Below are 21,482 nucleotides of genomic sequence, written 5' to 3'. Positions count from 1 at the left end.
CGGCCTGCGGTCCGCGCGGCGGCGGGAGCGCCCCGTCGCGGTTGTCGGCACATCAGTAGGCCCCCTGCCCGTAGAGCACCGCACGCAGCGTCTTCCACAAGATCACCGTGTCCAGGGCGAGCGACCAGTCCTCCACGTACCGCAGGTCCAGCCGGACCGCTTCCTCCCACGACAGGTCGCTGCGTCCGCTGATCTGCCACAGGCCGGTGAGCCCCGGCTTGACCAGCAGCCGCCGCCGGATGTCCGGGCCGTACGCGGCGCACTCCTCCGGCAGCGGGGGCCGTGGACCGACGAGCGACATCGATCCGGTGAGTACGTTGAACAGCTGCGGGAGTTCGTCGATCGAGTACCGGCGCAGCACCGATCCCACCCGGGTCACCCGCGGATCCCGGCGGAGCTTGAACAGCACACCCGCGCCCTCGTTGCGGTCGGCCAGTTCGGCACGGGCCCGGTCGGCCCCCACGACCATGGTGCGGAACTTCCAGATGGTGAACTCACGGCCGTCCTTGCCGACCCGGCGCTGCCGGTAGAACGCCCCGCCCCGGCTGTCCAGCACCACGAGCAGCCCGACGCACACCATCAGCGGCGCGAACAGCAGCAGCAGGACCGCCGCGCCCAACCGGTCGACGACCTCCTTCACCGCCCGGCGGCCCCCGGTGAACGTCGGCATGCTGACCCGCAGCAGCGGGATGCCGAGCACCGCGTCGACGTGCAGCCGCGGACCGGCCACCTCCATCAGCACGGGGGCCACGACCATCTCGGCGTCGCTGCCCTCCAGGTTCCAGGCCAGCCGCTGGAGCCGGTCCGGCGTCCAGTGCGGGTCGGGTGTGACCGCGACGACGCGGTAGCCGTCGACGCGGACGTGGTCGGCGACGTCCGCGAGCCGTCCGACGACCGGCACGCCGTCCAGCCGGTCACCGTGCAGCCCGAGACCGTCCGTCGTGCACACCGCGTCGATCCGCCAGCCGAGGTGCGGGAACTTGCGGGTACGGGTGATCAGGTCGCGCACGGTGGCCCGGCTCCCGGCGGCGAGCACCGGCCGCAGGCACCGGCCTTCCTTGCGCTGTCGGTGCAGCCACAGCCGGAGGAGGTACCGCTGCACCATGGTGGTGAGCGCGATCGCCGGGACCGCGACGAAGATCCAGAGCTTGATGTTGCGCGAGGTCAGGGCTATGCCGCCGAGCGCCAGCACGACGACCGCCATGAACAGCGAGCGCCCGAGCCGCCGGAACTCCTCGGCGCCCTGCCCGAGCACGGCCGGAGCCCAGGCCCGGCTCACCGCGAGCGACCCCAGCACCAGCAACTCGGTGCAGAAGGCGAGGATGCCCCACTTCTCGTGCCAGTTGGCCGCGTCGCGGACGCCGAAGAAGTTGCCTATCGCCGCGACGACGAAGGCGGTGGCCACGGTGTCGCTGAGGATCACGGTACGCCGGTACCGCTGCTCCCAGTCGTTCGCGGGCTGGTTGCTTGTCCCGTTCCCCAGATGTCCGCGGGCGGACGGAAACGGGCTGACAGTTCCCCCTTGCCGCACAGAACCCCCCCAGGTCCCCAGTGGTCCGACGTGTTTCGCCGCACACTGTTCTCGCACCCCCACGGAAGGCCCCCGCCTCCCGCGTCGTGCTGTGCTGTGCTGTGCGCACTCCCCCCTTCTCCCAGGAGCCCCCGCCCCCACATGCTTCCGCAGCGTCGGACCTACATGATCATTACTGGTCGGCTCGTGCCCGAACGGCTGAAGCACGGTCAATCTAGACCATCGGGGCCTGGATGCAGAGGGGATGTGTGGAATTTGTGTTCAAGCTTGAGACTGGCCCGTTGATCGGTTATGGCCTGCGGACGCCTTGACTCCGCGACGCGCCCCGACACCCCGCCCGTCCTGGGGGCGGGACTGCCACGCGGTAGTGATCGGTGGGGTACCAGGGGCTGTCCGGGGCGCCCGCCTCGACAACGGCTCGATCATGTCGGTGCGTGCGGCCCCCAACCCCCGTGGGGAACAGGTCATCCGGCTGGCGCTCCCGGCTAACGTGGGTTCCCCGATCTTCGCGGGCGGCCGTGGAGGGGGAGGAACCGGGGCGGGGGTTGGCGTGGAGGCACGGGCGCGCGGTCGATGGTGGCGTGCGGGGGCCGTACTGGGCGTGGTGCTGGTGTGCGCGGCGGCGGTCAGCCTGTTCCGCTCGCTGCCGAAGGGCGACGTGGATCCGTTCGGCGCGGTGCTGGGCGCCCTGGGCGTGCTCCTCGCCGGTGCGGGGCTCGCGATCCCCGTCCGGCAGTACCTCCGGGAGCGGGAGAGCGGCGCGGAGGGCCTGCTCGCCCAGGCCGTCCGCGCCCACGAACGGAGCCAGTACGACAACATCCTGGGCCCGAGCCGGGTCGTCATGCCGGTCCGGTTCCGCCTCACACCGCCGCCCGGCGGCCCGGACGAGGGGCCGGTGGCCGCCGTCGAGGCGGAGTGGGAACGCATCGCGGACCGCTACCTGGAACTGCCCGACAGCGGGGGCCGACGGCTCGCCGTCACCGGCGGACCGGGCAGCGGCAAGTCGCTGCTCGCCAGGGCGCTGACCCTGGAACTGGCGGCCCGGCACGCGGAAGGCGGGTGCGGGGTACCCGTCCTGCTGCCGCTGTCCTCGTGGTCCGCTCCCCTGGAAGAGATGGGACCGGCGGACGAGGAGTTCCACCGCGCCTTCCGCGGCTGGCTCGTGGAGCAAATCTCCGGCACCTACGGCCGCTCCCCACGGCTCGTGGAGCGGGTGCTCGACGACGCGGTCCTCGTACTCGACGGGCTGGACGAGCTGGACGGCCGGGACGACACGATCCGCCCCCGTGCACGGGCACTGCTCGCGTATCTGCGCGGCAACCGGAGACGGCCGGGGAACGTGATCGTCACCTGCCGGACGCATGTGTACGAGAGTTTCGGGGCCCCGGTTCCGCTGGCGGGCGCGGCCCGCGCCGAACTCCTCGACGTACCGGCCGACACGGCGCTCGCGTACCTCAGGCGGCAGAGCGCCTGGCTGGACGGAGGCAGCACCGACCGGTGGGCCCCCCTGCTGGAGGACCTGCGCACGGCCCCCGACGCCCCGCTGGCCCGCGAACTCAACACACCCTGGCGGCTGACGGTCCTCGCCCACGCCTACCACGCCCCCACGGACGAGGCCCGTGATCCCGCCGAGCTGGTGTCCCGTTGGGGCCACCGGGCGCTGCTGCGGCGCTTCGAGGCGGAGTACGCGGCCCGGGAGTGGTGGTGGCAGTGGGAGTGGGACCGACTGCCGGTCGACGAGCGGCTGGCGAGGGCCGCGGACTCCCCTCTCGCCAGCGATATGAGGAGTGAGGCGGAGGAGTACCTGATGGCGCTGTACGTCCCCTCCGCCCTGGCCTCCCACCCGCGTCCGCGCCGCCGCTACGACGCCGAGCGCGTCCACTCCTGGCTCGCCCTGCTGGCCAGGCACCGGGAGATCGACGGATACCGTCAGGCCCGCCGGACCCCCTCCCTCCACACGCTCTCCGTCACCCGCGCGGACCTGGCACCGCACCGCCTGTGGCCGCTGGGGGGCCGCCGCCTGGTGCGCGCCGTGGACGCGGCGCTGGCGAGCGCCGTGGCACTGTCCGTCACAGGGCTCGCGCTCGCCACCGTCGGGGTGAGCGCGGACCTGGCCCTGTGCGGACTGCTGATTCTGGCCACCTCGCTGCCCGCCGCCGAGGCATGGCGCCATGACCTGTTCCGCAGCGGAATACGGCACGTCAGCACGTCCGGACGTTTCCTGGGCATCCCGGAGCGCCACCTCGCCGGCACCCACCGGCTGTCGTTCGGCGCGTTCGCCGGGGGCAGTTACGGGCTGGCGGTGGGGTACCACCTCGTCGGCGTCGAGGTGAGTTCACCGGCGGACCTCCCCCCGTCGGTGTGGGCGGCGGCGGCCGTGGGCGCCGTGCTCGCGGTACCCCTCGCGGGCTTGGTGTCGGTCGAGACCTGGAGCACCGTCAAGGGAGGGGCGCACGGCAGGCGCCACCGTGTCTTCCTGGTCTGCGCGGCCCTGCGCCGACGCCTCCCGCTGCGGCTGGGGTGGTTCCTCGACTGGGCCCACGAGGGCGGTCTGCTCCGGGTGGACGGCACCTCCTACCGCTTCCGGCACGACGAGTTCGAGCAGTACCTGTGGCGGCGGTACTGGCGTCCGCGACTCGTCCCGGCGGCGGTCGACGCCGCCAGGCGGACGCTCCAGGACGGCGACGAGGCGCCGGACCGAGGGGTCGCGGCGCGGCGCATACGACGGGGCGTCCGCGACTTCGCGGAGCGGCGTGCGGACCTGTTCCTGATCTGCCCGGACAGCGTCGCGCGGGCGGCCCGCGCGGCCGAGGAGGAACTGACCGCCTGGGCCGCGCGGCTGGACTCCGACGCCGGGGCGTCCGAGGTGGCCGGCCAGCGTCGCCGGGCCCGGCAGGCGGTGCGCCGCTTCCGGGAGGCGGCGGAGGGCGCGCGCTGACCAGTCCGGCCGGATCGGTGGTCCCACGGAACCCTTGGCTGGACCAGGCGCGGCCTTCCCCCTAGAACTCCTCCTCGCCGAAGCCCTCCTCGCCCATCATCGCCGCGCCGAAGCCGCCCAGCAGCTCCTCGATGTCCAGGTCGGTGGCGTCGGCCGGGGCCTTGACCGCCTGGCCCTCGCCGAGGCTCAGCCTGAGGCCCAGCTTCTTCACCTTCGCGTTCTCGGCGAGTTTGGCCAGGTCCACGTAGACCTCGGTCAGCTCGCCGTCGTTCAGGGTGAAGTCGGCGGTGACCCTGGCGTTCGGGGCGTCCTTGAGGTCCTTCTCCGTGGGCAGTTCCATGCCCGGCGGCAGGCTCTTGGCGAGCGGACGGATCTCGCCGAGCAGCTCCGTCATCAGCGTGCGGAACGGAGCGGTGGCGGTGACGTGCTCGGAGCCGTCCTCGCCCTCGGACGTCTTGAAGTCGACCTCACGCGCGATGGTGGAGCGGACCGCCGCCAGCAGCTTCTTCTGCGTCTTGGCGTCCAGGGTGGGCTCCGGCGAGGGCTCCTCGTCCAGCCCGGAGGTGGCCTCCTCCATCTCCTGCGCGTCGAACTTCACCCACTCGCCCTCAAGCACCTTCTTCAGCGAGCCCGCCTCCGGGGGCAGGTCCTTCGCCGACGGCACCGGCATGCCCATCGCCTCACCGAGCACCGCCGTGTCGGTCCGTACGTAGACGTCGTCGCCGATGACCCGGTACTCGACGATGTCGCCGTCCTCGACACTGACCTTCATGGCCATGCCGACGTAGTCCTCCTCGCCGGACTCGTCGATCGGCTTCTTCGACTGCATGGTGAAACTGATCTTCGCCCCGCTCAGCAGCTCGGCGGCCTCGTCGGGGATCTCCTCGCCGGGCTCCGGGTCCGACAGCGCGTCCAGCGCCTTCAGGCTCCGCTCGTCGGTGTCGAGGTCCAGCTCGAAGGAGAGCGTCTTCTCCTGGCCGAGCTTCTCGAACGCCGCGTCGAGCTTCTGCCCGGCGGTGAGCTGCTCCACGGTGCCGCAGGCGGCCGAACCCGCCAGGACGGCGCCGACGACTGCGGTGGCGGTCAGGGTCTTGCGTATGGCGGTGATGATGGTCTCCTCCGTCAGTGCGATCACCTACGTGATCATTTACAAGACCCCTGACACCGTCACATGGTTGTATCCAGCTCCGCCCACACGGTCTTGCCCCCGCGCGCGCTCGCCTCCGTCCCCCACCGGTCGGCGAGCGCCGCGACGAGGACGAGCCCCCGCCCCGACTCGGCCCCCTCCGGGTCCACCACCTCCCCTGCCGCTACCGGCGCCACATCACCGCGCGCGTCACTGACCGCGATGCGCAGCAACCCCGTGCCGTCGTCGAGCGCGAGGGCCAGATGGAAGTCATGCCCTCTCTCCCCCTTCCCGCCGTGCAGTGCCGCGTTGGCGGCCAGTTCGGCGACGATCTGCTCGGCACGGTCGATGACGGTGGGTGACACGTCCCACGCCTGGAGCTGCCCGACGGCGAGCAGCCGGCCCAGGCGGGCGCCACGGCGGGTGGAGGACAGAAGCTGGCCGAACGCACGCACGGTCGTCGGCAGTTGGGGAGCGGTGGACTTCATGGGGCCACGGTGACGGGCGCGCGGGGGCGTTCTCCAGGGGCACGCCCCGTACGGTGCGTCAGCGTACGGGCACACTGGGTAGACGGTACGGCCGCCTGCTCGTCACTCTGGGTGCATGGCGTACAGCGACATCACCGAGTACGACGGCGAGCCCGACCCCTCCGACAGTCTCCGGACCTTCGGGGCCGTCGTCCAGGCCCTGCGCGAGCACGCGGGGTTCAACCGGGCCGAGTTCGGCCAACTCGTCCGCTTCTCCAAGCACACCGTGGAGTCGGTGGAGTTGGGCAGACGCATGCCGGACGAGTCCTTCGTCGAGCGCGCGGAGGACGCCACCGGCAACACGGGCGCGCTGCGGAGGGCGGCATGTCATCTGACCCGGGGTGAGGTGGGATTGGCGGCCTGGTTCCGACGCTGGGCCCGACTGGAGCGGGCGGCGGTGAGCCTGTGCACGTACGAGTGCCGGTTGGTGCCGGGGTTGATGCAGTCGGAGGGTTACGCGCGGGCCGTGTTCGACAACAGCGTCCCTCTGCTGTCGGAGGAGCAGTTGGAGGCGCAGGTCGCCGCACGCATGGAACGGCAGAGCATGCTGTACGAGCGCCATGAAGTGCCGTTCAGCTTCATCGTCGAGGAGCACGTCTTCCGGCGGCGCCTGGGCGGGGCTGATGTGACAGGCGGCCTCTTCGATCACGTCCTGCGTATCAGCGCCCTGCGCAACGTGACTCTTCAGGTGATGCCGGTGGACGCCGAGTCCCATGGGTGCCTGGACGGCCCCGTACGACTGCTGGAAACGCCGGAGCGCAAGCGGCTCGCGTACTCGGAAGGGCAGCAGAACGGACGTCTGATCTCCGTCCCGAAAGAGGTGAGCCCCCTCTACCAGCGCTATGACAGACTGCGCTCACAGGCCCTCAACCCCACTGACTCACGGGGCTTGTTGGAGCGACTACGAGGAGAGCTGTGACCGCGAGAGAACTCACCTGGTTCAAGTCCAGCTACAGCGGTACCCAGGGTGACGACTGCATCGAGGTAGCCGTCACCCCCGCCACCGTCCACATCCGCGACTCCAAGGACACCACCCGCCCCGACCTCACCGTACGGCGAGACGGATGGACCCACTTCGTGAGGTTCGCGACCGGACGCTGACGAGGGCCTATTGGCCCGTTCGACCCTGGCCTTCGGCACGTTGGCACAGGTCGCCGCGGGCTTCACCCTCCCGCGAGTGGGTCGAAGGCGCCAGTGACGCCCACCAGGGTGCGAGCCGACAACTCCAGCGGGTCGCACCGCCGACCCCGATCCCGGATTCTCGGGCTGCCGCTCAGGTCCTCGTACGGGGCGGTCGGCACCTCGGGTTCCCGGCGGACGTCATCTGATCGGCCGTCATCCCTCGCTGTCGGTGTCCTTCCGGGACTCGGCCGCCCGGCGGAGGCGGTGGTGGCGGGTGCGGGACTGTTCGGAGACGGCGTCACCGACCATCGTGCGGACGACGTCGCGCAGGCCGTGGAGGGCGTGGTGGCGGGCGGGGCCCGCGCCGGGGTCCTCGCGCAGTTCGCGCAGGAGGGCCCAGCACAGGACCAGCATGACGACCACGAAGGGCAGCGCCACCAGGATCGTGGCCGTCTGGAGGGAGTTGAGGCCGCCCACCACGAGCAGGACCGCCGCCACCGACGCCATCAGGACGCCCCACATGACGACCAGCCAGTTCGGCGGGTGCAGCGCGCCGCGGCTGGTCAGGGAGCCCATCACGAGGGACGCCGAGTCGGCGCTGGTGACGAAGTACGTCATGACCAGGATCATCGCGACGTACGACGTCACCGTGCCGATCGGCAGCGCGTCCAGCATGGCGAACAGCGACGCCTCGGCGCCGTCCTCGATGGCGCCCGCGAGGTCGGCCTCCCCGGTGGACTGGAGCCGCAGCGCGGTGCCGCCCATCACGCAGAACCAGATCACCGTGGCGCCGGACGGGACCAGCAGGACGCCGATGAGGAACTCGCGGATGGTCCGGCCGTGCGAGATGCGGGAGATGAACGTGCCCACGAAGGGCGCCCACGACAGCCACCACGCCCAGTAGAAGATCGTCCAGGCGCCCAGCCACTCGTGGTCGGAGAACGCCCCGGTGCGGGTCGCCATGGGGAGGAGGTTCTGGAGGTAGCCGCCCACGGAGGCCGGGATGGTGTCCAGGATGTAGACCGTCGGGCCGAGGAGGAAGACGAAGACCATCAGGCACGCCGCGAGCACGATGTTCAGGGTCGAGAGCCACTTGATGCCCCGGTGCAGACCGGAGAACGCCGACACCACGAACGCCGCCGACAGGGCCGCGATGATGACCAGTTCGGAGGTGCGGGTGGCGTCGATGCCCGCCGTGATGTCAAGGCCCTCCGCCACCTGGAGCGCGCCCAGACCGAGGCTCGTGGCGGTGCCGAAGACGGTCGCGAACACCGCCAGCAGGTCGATCAGCCTGCCCGGCCAGCCCGCCGCCCGCCGGGCACCCAGCAGCGGCACGAACGCGGCGCTGAGCCGGTTGCCCCGGCCCTTGCGGAAGCCCGCGTAGGCCAGGGCGAGCCCCGCGATGCCGTAGATCGCCCACGGGGTGAGCGTCCAGTGGAAGAACGAGTACTCCATCGCGGTACGCGCCGCCGTGGCCGACTCCGGCTGTGCCCCGCTCGCCGGCGGCGGGGCGAGGAAGTGGGTGAGCGGCTCCCCGACGCCGTAGAACATCAGGCCGATGCCCATGCCCGCGCTGAACATCATCGCGATCCAGGCCAGGTTGCCGAACTCCGGCTCGGCGTCGTCCTTGCCGAGCCGGATGCGCCCGAACCTGCTGAACGCGATGACCAGGCAGAGGACGAGGAACACGTCCGCCGCCACCACGAACAGCCAGCCGAAGTTGTCCAGCACCCACGTCAGGCTGGTCGACGACACGTCGTCGAAGGACTCGTCCCCGATCCACGCCCACAGGACGACCCCGAGGACGGCGGCCATCCCGATGCCGACGAGGACGGGGTCGGGCCTGCCGGAGTCGGGGGTGCCGGGCGCGGGTCCGGGTGCCTGGTCGGTTGCTTCCGTGCTCATGGGCCCCACTATGGTCGGAAACCCCGCGCGCCCCGGCGGGGGCACGCCGTCAGCAGCCGCCCGCGCCCCGGTCGCCGAGCGCCTCCGTCACGCTCCGGGCGATACGGACGAACGTCTCGATCTCCTTTGCCGTCAGCCCCTGGACGGACGTCTCCTCCAGGGTCCGCCACATCGCCGCGATCGGTGCCCGCAGGGCGCGGCCCCGGTCGGTGAGGTGGACGACCATCACCCGCCGGTCGTGCTCGGCGGGTTCCCGGGTGAGCAGCCCCGCCTCCTGCATCCGGCGCAGCGACTTGGAGACGGTGGAGTGGTCCAGGCCGACGCTCTCGAGGAGTTCGGACTGGGTCTGGCCGTCCCTGTCGAAGAGCTGCATCAGCAGCAGCTCCTGACCCGGATGCAGGTCCATCGCGCGCAGCATGGCGGCGGCGTGTCCGCGGTGGGCGCGGGCGAGCTGGAAGACGGCGTAGCTGAGCCGTCCGTCGCTCGCCGTGCTCGGGGTCGGGGGTACGGCGGTCATCGTGGTGTTCCTCAGCCGGAGTGGGTGGGGTAGTCGGTGTACCCGGCCGCCCCGCCGCCGTAGAAGGTGGTGGGGTCGGGGGTGTTCAGCGGCGCTCCGGAGCGTACCCGTTCCACCAGGTCGGGGTTGGCCAGGGCCAGGGTGCCCACCGACACGGCGTCGGCGCGGCCGTCCGCGATGTCCTGGGCGCGGGCCGGGAGGTCGGCGCCCGCCCGGTTGAGGACCAGCGCGGTGGGCCACAGTCCGCGCAGGGTGTCGAGGAGTTCCTCGTCGCCGAAGTGCACCAGGTGCAGGTAGCCGAGGCCGAGCGGGGCGAGGGCGCGCACGAGCGCCGGGTACAGCTGGTGGGTGTCGCTCTCCTGGATGTCGTTGTAGGTGTTGGCGGGGGAGAGACGGATGCCGGTGCGCCCGGCGCCGATCTCGTCGGCGACGGCCGCGGCGACCTCCACGGCGAAGCGGATGCGGTTCTCCGGGGAGCCGCCGTAGCGGTCGGTGCGCTGGTTGGTGTTGCCGGCGAGGAACTGGTGGACGAGGTAGCCGTTGGCGCCGTGGATCTCCACGCCGTCGGCTCCGGCGTCCATCGCCGCCGCGGCGGCCCGGCGGAAGTCGTCGACCGTCGCGGTGACCTCCGCGGTGGTCAGGGCGCGGGGCGTCGGCATCTCCCGGGGCCCGGACGCGGTGAACATGGTGCCCGCGGGCCGTACGGCGGACGGGGCGACCGGCTGCCGCCCGTGCGGGGTGTTGTCGGGGTGGGCTATCCGCCCGACGTGCATCAGCTGGACGACGATCCGTCCGTCCGCCGTGTGCACGGCGTCGGTGACCTTGCGCCATCCGGCCGTCTGCTCCGCCGAGTGCAGGCCGGGGGTGAGCAGATAGCCCTGGCCGTCCGGGGAGGGCTGGGTGCCCTCGGTGATGACGAGGGCGTGTGAGGCGCGCTGGGCGTAGTACTCGGCGTTCATCTCGGTCGGCACGCCCTCCGGGGTGGACCGGTCACGGGTCATGGGGGCCATGACCAGCCGGTGCGGGAGGGTGATGTCGCCGAGGGTCGTCGGGGTCCACAGGGCGTTGAGCACGGGGTTCTCCTTGGTCGACGGGCGCAGAGGTGGTTCGTGGCTAGCCACATATTTACCGTAGCACCATGCCTGTGGCTAGCCAAGTAATTCTCGGCAGGGGAGGCGACGGGATCGCCGCCGTCCGTCAGCCGTCGAGGTCGGGCAGCGGGCGGTGGGCCACCTCGTGGGCCTCGGCCGCCGGGACGCCCAGCATGCACAGCATCAGCTCGGCCATGTGCGCGGCCGTCTCGTCGCCGTCCAGGTCGGGGCGGCTGAACCGCAGCTCCAGCAGGGAGAGCAGCGAACCGCCCAGCGCGGACAGCGCGACGGTGGTGTCGACGGGACGGAACCGGCCGGTCGCGGTGCCGTGCTCCAGGTCGCGCAGGGCGCGGGGGGCGAGGCCGGTGTCGGAGTGGATGTGGCCGAGGCCGCTGTGGCGCATGATGCGCATCAGCTCGGGGTGCGAGTCGGCCATCCGGACGCTGAGCCGGAAACCGGCGGTGACGAGTTCGGCGGGGTCGTCGATGCCGCGCAGCCGCTCGTCGAAGGTCCGGCCGAACTCCTCCAGGGCGTCCGTCACCGCCGCGGCGAACAGTTCCGTCTTCGAGGCGAAGTGGTTGTAGAAGGAGCCGAACCCGACGTCCGCGCGCTCGGCGATCGCCTGGATGCTCACGCCGGTGTCCCCGTTCTCGGCGAGGATCTGCCGGGCGGCGCGGACCAGGGCTCGCCGGGTCTCGGCGCGGCGGCGTTCGAAGCGGTTGCTGGGCGGGGCCGACGTACTCATGCCGCGAGTCTAACGGCGACAGTGCCGGACGTACCAGATCTGATGAGGTCATCAGGGCCCGGTGTCCGCCCCCTCACCACCCCGTCCGCAGCAGGTGGTTGACGAGCAGCGCCACCACCGCCTGCGCCGGGAGCCAGGCCCGCGGCCGGGGCAGGAAGGCACAGGCGGGCAGCAGCCACAGCGCGAACGGCAGCCAGATGCGCTCCGTCTCCGCCTTGCTCATCCCCGACAGATCCGCGACCAGCAGCGCCAGCAGCGCGGCGCACACCAGCAGGGACAGCCGCACCTCGGGCGCCGAGGGGTCCGTGAGCAGGTCCCGGCGGCGGCGCAGCAGGGTGGCGCCGCTGCGGCGCAGCCCCGCGACCGTCGCCAGCCCCACGACCAGGACCGTGCAGGCGAGATTGGCCCACACCCAGTAGCCGTACGGGCGGGTGCCCCCGGCTCCCTGGTTGTAGCGCTCGACGAGGAGGTGGTACGCCTCCCAGTAGTCGAAGCCGTAGAGCGTGAACACCAGCGGTACGACCACCAGCCCGGCGAGCGCGTACGGCACCCCGGGCAGCAGTCCGCGCACCCGGTCCCGGGTGATCAGCAGGACCCCCGCCAGGATCACCGCGACCAGGGTGAGGCCGTAGGAGAGGTAGCAGGTCAGGCCGAAGAGCAGGCCCGAGCCGAACAGTGCCGCCCGGGCCCGGCCCGGCGTCCGAGCCGTCACCGCCAGCGCCAGCAGCGCCACCGACCAGGCGGCCACCGCCGCGAAGTACGCGTCCGCCGACGTGCCCATCCACACCGCGCCCGGCACCAGCACCAGGAACGGCGCCGCCCGCCGCGCCAGCGACTCGCCGGCCAGCGCCCGCACCGCCACCAGCACCGCCAGCACGGCCGTCGTCCCCACGGTGATGCACCACACTCCCGCCCAGCCGCCGCCGCGCAGCCCGATCCGGTCCAGCAGCACGAAGGTGACCGTGGCCGCCGGAGGGTGCCCGGCGATGTGCGCGGGCCAGTGGTCGGTGGCCGGGGCCTGGATCAGGATGTGGTCGGTGAAGGTGGCCAGGGCGGCCGGGATGTCGTGGAAGCGGTCGATGACCTGGAGGTACTCGTAGCGGGTGGTCAGCCTGCGGGCCACGCCCCGGTGCCAGCCGTCGATCAGGGCCAGCGACCAGGTCCACGCCAGCGCCGTCGCCCAGGCGGTGGCGAGCAGCGCCCGCCACGGGAGCCGCGCCGCCAGGGTCGGGGCGTACGCCACCACGGCCACCGCCACCAGCACCGCGGCCGGGGTGCCCGGCCCCCAGTGCGGGCCCCACCAGGCCAGCAGCGGCGGCCAGTCCACGAACAGCGTGCCGTCGGTGTCCTCGATATGACGGCCGATCAGCACGGCCGCCGCGAAGAGCAGCACCGCGACGGCCGCGGCGAGCAGATCGGGCGCGGGCCGCCACGCGGCGGGCGGGGTGCGCTGGTCGTCCTCGGGGCGAAGCGAAGTGCGGGTCACACCGGAACGCTAGGCCGCCGAACCGCCCACCGGCTGGTACGCGCGGCGGACGTCAGCGTTTCGTCATCGGTCCGGGACACCTCCCCGCGCCCGACCCGGCTTACGGTCGGCACATGGCACGGTCTCCGTTTCCTCCCTCCGCCCCCGGGTTCTGGCGCAGCCCCGTGCGCGGCCCCTGGTTCACCTCGGTGCTCGGCGCGGTCCTGCTCGGCGGGATCACCGTGCTGTTCGTGACCGGGCTGCTGTCGTACGCCGCTTACAACCCCGACCTCTCGCCGGTCAACGACAAGACGCCGGACAAGGGGCTCCTCGGCTTCTACCTCTTCTCCTGGCCGACCGACCCGCACTGGCTGTACCGGCTCAACCAGGGCGTCCACGTCACCCTCGGCCTCACCCTCATCCCGGTGCTGCTGGCCAAGCTGTGGTCGGTGGTGCCCCGGCTGTTCGCGCTGCCCCCGGTGCGCTCCGTGGCCCACGCGCTGGAACGGCTCTCACTGCTGCTGCTCGTCGGCGGCGCCCTGTTCGAGTTCGTCACCGGGGTGCTCAACGTCCAGCTGGACTACGTCTTCCCCGGCTCCTTTTACCCCCTGCACTTCTACGGGGCGTGGGTCTTCTTCGCCGCGTTCCTCGCCCATGTCGCGCTGAAACTGCCGCTCGCCCTGCGCAACCTGCGCCGGATGCGGGACACCTCCGAGAAGCCCGAGAAGGCAGGCGAGTCCGGGGCGCCCGGCGAGTCCGCCGCGGCCTCGCTGGTCTCCCCGCGGCCCGACCCGCCGTCCGTGTCCCGGCGCGGGGCGCTGTGGTTCGTCGGCGGCGGCTCGCTGCTGCTCTTCGTCACCAGCGCCGGGCGCTCCTTCGACGGGCCGCTGCGCCAGACCGCCCTGCTCACCCCGCATGGCGGCCCCGAACCGGGCAGCGGCCCCGCCGCCTTCCAGATCAACAAGACGGCCGCGTCCCGGGGCATCCGCCCCGCCGAGACCACCGAGGACGCCTGGCGGCTGACCGTCACCGGCCCCACCGGCACGGTCCGGCTCGCCCGCGCCCAGCTCCTCCGACTGCCCCTGCACAGCTCCTCGTTGCCCATCGCCTGCGTGGAGGGCTGGTCCACCTCCGACCAGTGGTGGCGGGGCGTACGGCTCACCGACCTCGCCGCGCTCGTCGGCTACGACGACCCCGACCGCGCGCCCGATGTGCTGGTGGAGTCACTGCAACGCACGGGCGCCTTCCGGATGGCCGCGCTCCGCGCCAACCAGGTCCGCGACCCGCGCTCGCTGCTCGCCCTCGACGTCAACGGCGAGCCGCTCACCCCCGACCACGGCTTCCCGGCCCGGATCATCGTCCCCGCCGCGCCCGGAGTGCTGAACACCAAATGGGTGACCCGGATGGACTTCGGGGACCTGTGAGGAGACCGCAGATGCGTGTGAAGAACGTGCTGCCGCTGGGCAGCCCCTTGCAGATCCTGCTGCTGGCCTGCTCCTTCGCGCTCGCCGGGTACGCGGGCGTACGGCTGCTGGCGGGCGACTGGTTCCAGGTGCTGCTGTGGTTCGTGGGGGCCGCGGTCCTGCACGACCTGGTGCTGGTGCCGCTGTACGGGACGGCGGACCGGGCCGTGGTCCGGGCGTTCGGGGCGGCCGGGCACCGGACCTGGACGGCGTACGTCCGGGTCCCGGCCGCCTTCTCCGGGCTGCTGCTGCTCGTGTGGTTCCCGCTGATCAGCGGGCGGGTCGACGACCGCTACCGGTCCGCCGCCGACCTCTCCGCGGACGGCTTCCTCGGCCGGTGGCTGCTCATCACCGCCGTGCTCTTCGGCGGCTCCGCGCTGCTGTTCGTGCTGCGGCTGCGCAGGGCCACGAAGCAGCGGCCCCCCGCCGACCACTGAGCGACGGCACGCCAGCCCGCGCGGCGGGCGTGCCGCAGCAGCGCCGGGGTGCCGATCCGCGCCCACGGGAACGGGGCGCCCGCGGTCCGCCGGGCGGCGGCCAGCCGCACCACCCGGACCCGGACGCGCTCGTCGATGTCGGCCGCCGCCGTCTCGGCGATCAGCAGACCGCCCGGGACGAGCAGTTCGGCGACCCGGTCCAGCAGGGCGCCCGGGTCACCGCCTATACCGACGTTGCCGTCCATCAGCAGGGCGGTGCCCCAGCCGCCCTCGGCGGGCAGCGGCTCGAAGACCGAGCGGCGCAGCGCCCGCCCACCGTGCCGGACGGTGTGCGCCACGGCGGCCTCGCTGATGTCGATGCCGAGCCCCCGGCGGCGGCGCGCGGCGAGCGCCACGACCAGCCGCCCCGGCCCGCAGCCCACGTCGAGCACGGCGCCCTCGCAGCGGTCCAGCACCGCCAGGTCCACCGGATCGGCGGCGGCGCACCACCGCTCCACGTCCAGCGGCAGCAGCCAGCCGTCGTCGCGCTCCAGGAACAGCGGCCCCCGCCCGGCGCGCAGCGCCTCGGTGTAGGGGTCCCCGGCGGACCAGGGCGCGGCGGGGGCGGTGACCGCCGGGTGCTCCGGATGCGGACGCACCGGCCAGGCGCCCGTACGGTCCCCGGTGACGGTGCCCGGGTCGCCGGGGCCACGGCCGGTCCGGTGGGTCAGGTCGCGGGCCGTGCTCATCGGCCGGTCGGCATCGTCAGGCGGCCCAGCGCGGCGGCGAACCGGCCGTGCGGGGCGAGCGCGGCGACCGCCTCGGTGTCGGCGGCGGTGTCCACGTCCCGCAGCCGCGGCAGGTCCCGCACCCGCAGCCCGGCGTCGGTGAGCCGGGCCCGCTGGACGGCCCCCGTGGACGGCGTCGACATGGGTACCCCGCGCAGCAGCGCCGGATCGGGGTCGGCGAGGCCCAGCGCCCAGAAGCCGCCGTCGTCGGCGGGCCCGAACCAGGCGTCGCAGCCGTCGAAGTCGACGGTGAGCAGCCCGGGGGTGACCTGGGGGGTGTCCATGCCGATCAGCAGCGCGGGTCCGGCGCACCCGGCGAAGGCCTCGGCGAGCCGTTCGTCGAGCCCGCCCGCGCTCTGCGGTACGACCTCGAAGCCGGGCGGCAGCCACGGTCCCGGTGTCCCGTCGAGCACGAGGACGCGCCGGGACGCGGGGGTGGCCGCGACGGCGTGCAGGGTGTCGACGAGGGCGGCCTCGGCGAGCCCGGCCGCCTCCCGGGGAGTGAACGGCGGGGTCAGCCGGGTCTTCACCCGGCCGGGCCGGGGCTCCTTGGCGATGACGAGCAACGTGCTCAACGGGGTGTGCCCTCCTCGATGGCGGCGGACGGTGCGGCGGGCGGTTCGGCCAGCACCCGGCGCATGTCCCGCACCGCCTGCCAGGTGCCCCGCCAGGTCCCGGTCACCTTGGACGCGCCGGTGCGCGGCAGGTACGGCACGTCGTGCTCGGTGACCCGCCAGCCCGCGTCGGCGGCCCGTACGACCATCTGGAGCGGGTAGCCGCTGCGCCGGTCGGTCAGGCCGAGGCCGAGCAGGGCCTCGCGGCGGGCCGCGCGCAGCGGGCCCAGGTCGTGCAGGCGCAGCCCGGTGCGGCGGCGCAGCATCCGGGAGAGCGCGAGGTTCCCGGCGCGGGCGTGCGCGGGCCAGGCGCCCCGGCCCCGCGGACGGCGCCGCCCGAGCACCAGGTCGGCGGCGCCCGAACGGACCTCGGCGACGAACGGCACCAGCAGACCGGGGTCGAGGGAGGCGTCGCAGTCGCAGAAGCAGACGAGGTCGGCGGTGGCCGCGGTCAGGCCCGCGTGGCAGGCGGCGCCGAAGCCGCGGCGGGGTTCGTGGACCACGGTCGCGCCCAGCTCGCGGGCGATGTCCGGGGAGCCGTCGGTGGAGCCGTTGTCCACGACCAGCGCCCGCCACCCGGCCGGGATCCGCTCCAGCACCCAGGGCAGCGCGTCCGCCTCGTCCAGGCAGGGCAGGACCACGTCCACGTCCGGGCCGGTCATCGTCCCGCCCCCCGCATCCCGGCGCGCGCGAACTCCCGCATGCCGTCCTCGAAGCCGACCTCCGGCTTCCAGCCCAGCTCGGCCCGCAGCCGCGCCGAGTCCGCGGTGATGTGCCGGACGTCGCCGAGCCGGTACTCGCCGGTGACGACGGGCTCGGGCCCGCCGCAGGCGGCGGCCAGCGTCCGCGCCATCTCGCCGACGGTGTGCGGGTCCCCGCTGCCGGTGTTGTACGCCGTCAGCGTGCCGTCCGGCGGCTGTGCCTCCAGCGCGGCGGCGTTGGCCGCGGCGACGTCCCGGACGTGCACGAAGTCCCGCCGCTGCCGCCCGTCCTCGAACACGCGCGGCGCCTCGCCGCGGGCCAGCGAGGACCGGAAGAACGAGGCGACCCCGGCGTACGGGGTGTCACGGGGCATCCGCGGCCCGTACACGTTGTGGTAGCGCAGCGACACCGCCGTACCGCCGGTCGACCGCGCCCACGCGGCGGCCAGGTGCTCCTGCGTCAGTTTGGTGGTGGCGTACACGTTGCGGGGGTCCACCGGCGCGTCCTCCGCGACCAGACCCGGCGTCAGCTCGGCCCCGCAGCGCGGGCAGCGCGGCTCGAACCGTCCGGCGTCCAGGTCGGCGACGGCGCGCGGGCCGGGCCGCACCACGCCGTGGTGCGGGCAGTCGTACCGCCCCTCCCCGTAGACCACCATCGACCCGGCCAGCACCAGCCGCCGTACGCCCGCGTCCGCCATCGCGGCCAGCAGCACGGCCGTACCGAGGTCGTTGTGGGACACGTAGTCCGGGGCGTCGCCGAAGCCGGTGCCCAGACCGACCATGGCCGCCTGGTGGCAGACGGCGTCCACCCCGGCCAGGGCGCGGGCCACCGCCGGGCCGTCCCGTACGTCGCACCGGGCGTCCGCCCGCAGGTCGTGGACGACGGGTTCGTGCCCGCGCGCCGTCAGTTCCTCCACCACATGGGACCCGATGAACCCGGCACCGCCGGTGACCAGTACACGCATACGGCCACGCTAGGTCCGCGACCCGGCCGGACCGCAGGGCCGCGCCCGGCACGTCACGACTCCGTAAGAGGTCATCCGTCCGGCGCCCCCTCCGTGAGCCTGCGCTCCAGATCGCGCAGGTCCTTGCCGAGCGAGGAGCGGACCCGACGGGACAGCAGCGGGGCCGCCAGCCGGTAGAAGCCGCCCTCGCCGCCCCGGACCCGGAGCTGCGCGAGGGTGCCGCGCGGATGCGGCTCGAAGGCGTAGGTGACGTGCATCGGCAGCGGTCCCGCCACGGACCGCATGTCGAGCAGCCGCGGCGGCTCGTACCCGGTCACCTTCAGCACGTAGTCGATACGGCGGCCCAGGAAGTACGCCGTACGGGTGACCTCGGCGCCGACGCCGAAGCCGCCGCCGTCCGCCGGGCGGGTCAGTTCGGCCGTGCGGATGCCCTGGGTCCACTCCGCGTCGTGCCGCCAGTCCATGGCGTACCCGGCCACCCGCTCGGGCGGGAACGGGAGCACCCGTCGCACGGTCACGTCGATGCTGCCCATCGCCTCGCCTCGTCCGCCTTCGTCGTGGTCCACCGGCGCCGCGCCGCGGCCGGTGCGGGTTCAGGATGCGGGGCCGGGAGCGGCCTCGCAGCCCGCGTGTGGCGCCCGGTGGAACCGCCTCGTCGCGGGCGTGGCCGGTCGCACACCGTGTCGCTGTTGGGCCGAACGGGTGACTTGGCGTAAGAATTGGCTGGTGCAGGAGATGAGCGCGAGTCAGATCGGGGGAGCCGGTGCACCGTCACGACGTCACCGATGAACAGTGGGAGGGGCTCGCCCAGGTCGTTCCGCTGCGCGGCCGGGACGCCTGGCCGTCCGCGGTGGACCACCGCGCGCACCCGGAAGCCGAGACCGAGGCGCGGCGCCGTTTCGTCGTCCTCCGCGTCAACGTCTTCGCCGACGCCCGCGAGGTCGCCGAGACGCTCATGTCGGGCATCCCGGTCCTCCTCGACCTCAGCGGCGCCGAGACCGAGGTCGCCAAACGCGTCCTCGACTTCAGCACCGGCGTCGTCTTCGGGCTGGCCAGCGGGATGCACCGGGTCGACCGCAACGTCTTCCTCCTCACCCCGCCGGGCACGGAGGTCCAGGGGCTGATGGAGGGCATGGGGATGCCGGGGGCGCGGTGATACACCTGACGCCGTGACCGAACCCCTCGATGTGGCGCGGCTCCAGCGCAGGCTGGTCGAGTTCGCCGCCGCCCGTGACTGGCAGCCGTACCACACGCCCAAGAACCTGGCGGCCGCGCTCAGCGTGGAGGCCTCCGAACTGCTGGAGATCTTCCAGTGGCTGACCCCGGAGGAGTCCGCGCGGGTGATGGCCGATCCCGGCACCGCACACCGCGTCACCGACGAGGTCGCGGACGTCCTCGCCTATCTGCTCCAGTTCTGCGCGGTCCTCGGCGTCGACCCGCTGGCCGCCCTCGACGCGAAGATCGACCGCAACGAGGGCCGGTTCCCGGCGACGGGCGACGGCGCGGAAGCGGAAGGCGGCTGACCCCGGAGCCACATACTCCGTTATTACTCTCCGCAGTTGAAATCGGGCTCGAATCCGAAATGTTGTCCACAATTTTCCGCCTTCCTCTGGTGTTTGGGGTCAAGCTCCCTCACGCTGGGTAGTGAACAAGGGAGTTCGGGCGGACGCGCGGAAGCGCGTCATGACGACGGGGGCAGCGCATGGACGCGGTGCGGCTCATCGTGACGAGCAGGCGTGCCCTGATGGGGAGCGGCGAAGTGCCGCAGATCCTCACGGAGGTGTGGCAGGCCCAGGCCCTGGCCCAGGCCATCGGCAGCCGCCTCGCCGTCCACGGCCCACCCGAGCTGCGCGGCGAGGCCCTGGGCCTGACCGAGCTGGCGGGCCGCGGCTGCGGCGTCCTCGACACCCCCGAACTGGCCCCCGGCGAACTGCGCGCGGCCCAGCTCACCGACCTCGGCGACGCCCGCCAGACCCTGCTCCGCCTCGGCGGCCTGCTCGGCGAGGTCGGCATCGCCCTGGTCGGCATCACCTGCGCCGCCCCGGACGAGGGCACGTACTGGCAGTGCATGGAGGCCATCGACGCCGCGGACGAGTCCCGCGACCGGGTCGTGGAGATGCTCAGCAAGCTGGCCGACCGCGAACAGGCCTCGGCCCAGCGGCCGTTACCGGAGCGGGAGGCCGGTTAGGGCCGCTCGGGGCCCGTCCGCACCCGGCCCTGGAGGTGCAGGGCACGCAGGGCCGCCTCCAGGGCGAAGCGGCGGTCCGGGTCGGTGAGCCGGTCGCCGAGGCGGGCGTCCAGATTGCGCAGCCGGTAGCGCACGGTCTGCGCGTGCACCCCCAGCACCTCGCCGACCTGTTCCGCGGGCGCCCGGGTCGAGACATGGACCCGCAGGGTCTCCACCAGCCGGTCGCGGCGGCTGGCGGGCAGATCGTCGAGCGGGGCCAGCTCACGGGCGGCGATATGGGAGACGAGGGGCGCGTCGGACAGCAGCCAGATCGTCACCAGGTGGTCCTCGCAGCGGACCACGGGCGCGTCCGCGACGGCGCCCTCGTCGATGAGCTGGAGCACCCGGCGCGCCCAGCGGATGGAGTCGGCGGCCTGCGTGAGCGGCACGGTCAGGCCCACCGCGGCGCGGGCGCCGGACAGGGCGGCGTCGAGCATCGCCGTACGCTCCGGCGTCATCGGGCCGGGGATCAGCAGATGCGGGTGCGGGATGTCCAGGTCGGCCAGGACGTCCCCGGCGAGCCCCGCCTCCAGGTGGTCCGGGACGGGCGCGCGCAGGGCGACCATGGTGACCTCGGCGGGCAGCTGCCAGGCGGCCGTCTCGCAGAGCCTCGGTAACTCCTGGGGCAGCGGCGGCGCGGCGAGGACGAGGTGGAGCAGCCGTCTTCGCTGGGCCGACACCTCGGAGGAGGCCCGCGACAGCACCTCCGCGTAGCCCTCGCGGGAGACGGCCTCCAGCTCCTCCACGTAGGCGAACAGGGCGTCGGCGAAGGCGAGGATGAGCGAGGGGGAGAGCTGGTACTGCTGCCCCACGGCCTTGGCGCGGCGCAGCGCGATCCGGGCGCCCAGCCGGAACGCCCCCTGGAGGGTGTCCAGTTCGCGGCCCTCGTACGCCTCGACGCGGCCGAACTTGCGCAGCAGCTGGTCGCGGAGCGCGGAACTCTTGCCGGGTTCGGCGACCCGGTCGACGAAGGCGGACAGGGCCTGTTCGACGCCCTGCCGGATGGCGCCCGCGTTGGGGCCGTTGAGCAGTCGGCCGTAGACGGGATAGGCGCGGGTGACCTCGGCGCGTATCTCCCTGAGGAGCCCGGGTAACTCAGGTCTCATCAGGGCGGCGAACTCCTTGGGCAGGGGCCCGATCGGTTCACCGACCTCCGGCGGGTGCGTGATGGAAGACATGAGGCGTCCCTTGCTCTCCGTTGCGCCCGTGGTGGGGGGACCGGCCGTGCGCCCCCGCCCGGCCGGGGACGGGGGCGCACGACCGGCGTCCAGGTGCTGCCTGTCTGGGCTGATGAAGTTAAAACAACTTCGTTGCGCCGTACACAGCCTGTGCACATTTCGG

The 21,482-nt window shown here is 73.1% G+C and carries 21 protein-coding genes and 1 pseudogene; 8 read left to right on the top strand and 14 right to left on the bottom strand.

The window, feature by feature from the left end:
* Positions 1-52: 52 nt before the first annotated feature.
* Positions 53-1,531 (bottom strand): sugar transferase, encoded by a 1,479-nt coding sequence (locus KBY47_RS11305; RefSeq protein WP_210920904.1) that lies wholly within the window; start codon positions 1,529-1,531, stop codon positions 53-55.
* A gap of 550 nt (positions 1,532-2,081) precedes the next feature.
* On the opposite strand from KBY47_RS11305, the gene KBY47_RS11300 reads away from it, so the two are divergent.
* A complete protein-coding gene (locus KBY47_RS11300; protein ID WP_210920903.1) occupies positions 2,082-4,469 on the top strand; it encodes an NACHT domain-containing protein in 2,388 nt (795 codons plus the stop codon).
* Positions 4,470-4,530: 61 nt separating this feature from the next.
* Here KBY47_RS11300 and KBY47_RS11295 read toward each other — a convergent pair whose 3' ends face one another.
* Complete coding sequence (locus tag KBY47_RS11295) at positions 4,531-5,604, bottom strand: hypothetical protein (RefSeq protein WP_374103068.1); 1,074 nt, start codon at positions 5,602-5,604, stop codon at positions 4,531-4,533.
* 32 nt (positions 5,605-5,636) lie between these two features.
* The gene (locus KBY47_RS11290) at positions 5,637-6,083 is read right to left on the bottom strand and encodes an ATP-binding protein (protein ID WP_210920902.1); all 447 of its coding nucleotides are present in this window, start codon (positions 6,081-6,083) and stop codon (positions 5,637-5,639) included.
* Between the two features lie 115 nt (positions 6,084-6,198).
* Between KBY47_RS11290 and KBY47_RS11285 the strand changes: the two genes are divergently transcribed.
* Both KBY47_RS11285 and KBY47_RS11280 read left to right on the top strand, forming a co-directional pair.
* Complete coding sequence (locus KBY47_RS11285) at positions 6,199-7,041, top strand: helix-turn-helix transcriptional regulator (RefSeq protein ID WP_210920901.1); 843 nt, start codon at positions 6,199-6,201, stop codon at positions 7,039-7,041.
* Positions 7,038-7,223, top strand: coding sequence for a DUF397 domain-containing protein (locus KBY47_RS11280; RefSeq protein WP_210920900.1), 186 nt, complete (start codon positions 7,038-7,040; stop codon positions 7,221-7,223). Before KBY47_RS11285 ends, KBY47_RS11280 begins: the two co-directional genes overlap by 4 nt.
* A 234-nt stretch (positions 7,224-7,457) precedes the next feature.
* On the opposite strand, the gene KBY47_RS11275 is transcribed toward KBY47_RS11280, so the two are convergent.
* The 5 genes from KBY47_RS11275 to KBY47_RS11255 form a co-directional block, all read right to left on the bottom strand.
* Entirely contained in the window at positions 7,458-9,149 is a 1,692-nt protein-coding gene (locus KBY47_RS11275; protein ID WP_210920899.1) for a BCCT family transporter, read from the bottom strand.
* 49 nt (positions 9,150-9,198) lie between these two features.
* A complete protein-coding gene (locus tag KBY47_RS11270; RefSeq protein ID WP_210920898.1) occupies positions 9,199-9,666 on the bottom strand; it encodes a MarR family winged helix-turn-helix transcriptional regulator in 468 nt (155 codons plus the stop codon).
* 11 nt (positions 9,667-9,677) lie between these two features.
* On the bottom strand, positions 9,678-10,739 hold the full coding sequence (locus tag KBY47_RS11265; protein ID WP_210921057.1) for an alkene reductase: 1,062 nt from the start codon (positions 10,737-10,739) through the stop codon (positions 9,678-9,680).
* Between the two features lie 124 nt (positions 10,740-10,863).
* Complete coding sequence (locus tag KBY47_RS11260; protein WP_210920897.1) at positions 10,864-11,502, bottom strand: TetR/AcrR family transcriptional regulator; 639 nt, start codon at positions 11,500-11,502, stop codon at positions 10,864-10,866.
* 73 nt (positions 11,503-11,575) lie between these two features.
* The gene (locus tag KBY47_RS11255; RefSeq protein WP_374103067.1) at positions 11,576-12,988 is read right to left on the bottom strand and encodes a hypothetical protein; all 1,413 of its coding nucleotides are present in this window, start codon (positions 12,986-12,988) and stop codon (positions 11,576-11,578) included.
* A 113-nt stretch (positions 12,989-13,101) separates the two neighbouring features.
* Here KBY47_RS11255 and KBY47_RS11250 point away from each other — a divergent pair, with 113 nt between their 5' ends.
* Together KBY47_RS11250 and KBY47_RS37350 are read left to right on the top strand one after the other, a co-directional pair.
* Positions 13,102-14,391: a molybdopterin-dependent oxidoreductase gene (locus tag KBY47_RS11250; RefSeq protein ID WP_210920896.1), complete on the top strand. Its 1,290-nt coding sequence runs from the start codon at positions 13,102-13,104 to the stop codon at positions 14,389-14,391.
* Positions 14,392-14,402: 11 nt separating this feature from the next.
* Positions 14,403-14,867 (top strand): hypothetical protein, encoded by a 465-nt coding sequence (locus KBY47_RS37350; RefSeq protein WP_374103066.1) that lies wholly within the window; start codon positions 14,403-14,405, stop codon positions 14,865-14,867.
* Between the two features lie 158 nt (positions 14,868-15,025).
* Here the strand turns inward: KBY47_RS37350 and KBY47_RS11245 are convergent.
* The 5 genes and pseudogenes from KBY47_RS11245 to KBY47_RS11225 form a co-directional block, all read right to left on the bottom strand.
* Positions 15,026-15,595, bottom strand: a pseudogene (locus tag KBY47_RS11245) (class I SAM-dependent methyltransferase); the annotation flags it as partial.
* Positions 15,592-16,209, bottom strand: coding sequence for a DUF2064 domain-containing protein (locus KBY47_RS11240; RefSeq protein ID WP_210920894.1), 618 nt, complete (start codon positions 16,207-16,209; stop codon positions 15,592-15,594). The gene KBY47_RS11240 and the pseudogene KBY47_RS11245, both read right to left, overlap by 4 nt.
* Positions 16,206-16,910: a glycosyltransferase family 2 protein gene (locus KBY47_RS11235; protein ID WP_210920893.1), complete on the bottom strand. Its 705-nt coding sequence runs from the start codon at positions 16,908-16,910 to the stop codon at positions 16,206-16,208. Before KBY47_RS11235 ends, KBY47_RS11240 begins: the two co-directional genes overlap by 4 nt.
* A complete protein-coding gene (locus tag KBY47_RS11230; RefSeq protein WP_210920892.1) occupies positions 16,907-17,914 on the bottom strand; it encodes an NAD(P)-dependent oxidoreductase in 1,008 nt (335 codons plus the stop codon). Before KBY47_RS11230 ends, KBY47_RS11235 begins: the two co-directional genes overlap by 4 nt.
* 71 nt (positions 17,915-17,985) lie before the next feature.
* Positions 17,986-18,447, bottom strand: a complete 462-nt coding sequence (locus tag KBY47_RS11225) for an SRPBCC family protein (RefSeq protein ID WP_210920891.1) — start codon at positions 18,445-18,447, stop codon at positions 17,986-17,988.
* Between the two features lie 230 nt (positions 18,448-18,677).
* Between KBY47_RS11225 and KBY47_RS11220 the strand changes: the two genes are divergently transcribed.
* From KBY47_RS11220 to KBY47_RS11210, 3 genes are all read left to right on the top strand, one after another.
* On the top strand, positions 18,678-19,070 hold the full coding sequence (locus KBY47_RS11220) for a cell division protein SepF (protein ID WP_210920890.1): 393 nt from the start codon (positions 18,678-18,680) through the stop codon (positions 19,068-19,070).
* A gap of 13 nt (positions 19,071-19,083) precedes the next feature.
* Positions 19,084-19,437: a nucleotide pyrophosphohydrolase gene (locus KBY47_RS11215; protein WP_210920889.1), complete on the top strand. Its 354-nt coding sequence runs from the start codon at positions 19,084-19,086 to the stop codon at positions 19,435-19,437.
* 179 nt (positions 19,438-19,616) lie between these two features.
* Positions 19,617-20,102 (top strand): DUF6099 family protein, encoded by a 486-nt coding sequence (locus KBY47_RS11210; protein ID WP_210920888.1) that lies wholly within the window; start codon positions 19,617-19,619, stop codon positions 20,100-20,102.
* Here KBY47_RS11210 and KBY47_RS11205 read toward each other — a convergent pair.
* A complete protein-coding gene (locus KBY47_RS11205) occupies positions 20,099-21,319 on the bottom strand; it encodes a helix-turn-helix domain-containing protein (protein WP_210920887.1) in 1,221 nt (406 codons plus the stop codon). The genes KBY47_RS11210 and KBY47_RS11205 overlap by 4 nt on opposite strands.
* Positions 21,320-21,482 lie beyond the last annotated feature (163 nt).

The sequence above is a fragment of the Streptomyces sp. B93 genome, assembly GCF_018070565.1.
GTDB lineage: Bacteria > Actinomycetota > Actinomycetes > Streptomycetales > Streptomycetaceae > Streptomyces.
This window is presented reverse-complemented; position numbering and strand designations above follow the sequence as displayed.

What these genes read in the sequence shown, in the direction of transcription:
- KBY47_RS11230 (WP_210920892.1), bottom strand. Translation starts at nt 17,914, where the DNA reads ATGCGTGTACTGGTCACCGGCGGTGCCGGGTTCATCGGGTCCCATGTG.
- KBY47_RS11285 (WP_210920901.1), top strand. Translation starts at nt 6,199, where the DNA reads ATGGCGTACAGCGACATCACCGAGTACGACGGCGAGCCCGACCCCTCC.
- KBY47_RS11275 (WP_210920899.1), bottom strand. Translation starts at nt 9,149, where the DNA reads ATGAGCACGGAAGCAACCGACCAGGCACCCGGACCCGCGCCCGGCACC.
- KBY47_RS37350 (WP_374103066.1), top strand. Translation starts at nt 14,403, where the DNA reads ATGCGTGTGAAGAACGTGCTGCCGCTGGGCAGCCCCTTGCAGATCCTG.
- KBY47_RS11260 (WP_210920897.1), bottom strand. Translation starts at nt 11,502, where the DNA reads ATGAGTACGTCGGCCCCGCCCAGCAACCGCTTCGAACGCCGCCGCGCC.
- KBY47_RS11235 (WP_210920893.1), bottom strand. Translation starts at nt 16,910, where the DNA reads ATGACCGGCCCGGACGTGGACGTGGTCCTGCCCTGCCTGGACGAGGCG.
- KBY47_RS11270 (WP_210920898.1), bottom strand. Translation starts at nt 9,666, where the DNA reads ATGACCGCCGTACCCCCGACCCCGAGCACGGCGAGCGACGGACGGCTC.
- KBY47_RS11205 (WP_210920887.1), bottom strand. Translation starts at nt 21,319, where the DNA reads ATGTCTTCCATCACGCACCCGCCGGAGGTCGGTGAACCGATCGGGCCC.
- KBY47_RS11210 (WP_210920888.1), top strand. Translation starts at nt 19,617, where the DNA reads ATGGACGCGGTGCGGCTCATCGTGACGAGCAGGCGTGCCCTGATGGGG.
- KBY47_RS11250 (WP_210920896.1), top strand. Translation starts at nt 13,102, where the DNA reads ATGGCACGGTCTCCGTTTCCTCCCTCCGCCCCCGGGTTCTGGCGCAGC.
- KBY47_RS11225 (WP_210920891.1), bottom strand. Translation starts at nt 18,447, where the DNA reads ATGGGCAGCATCGACGTGACCGTGCGACGGGTGCTCCCGTTCCCGCCC.
- KBY47_RS11290 (WP_210920902.1), bottom strand. Translation starts at nt 6,083, where the DNA reads ATGAAGTCCACCGCTCCCCAACTGCCGACGACCGTGCGTGCGTTCGGC.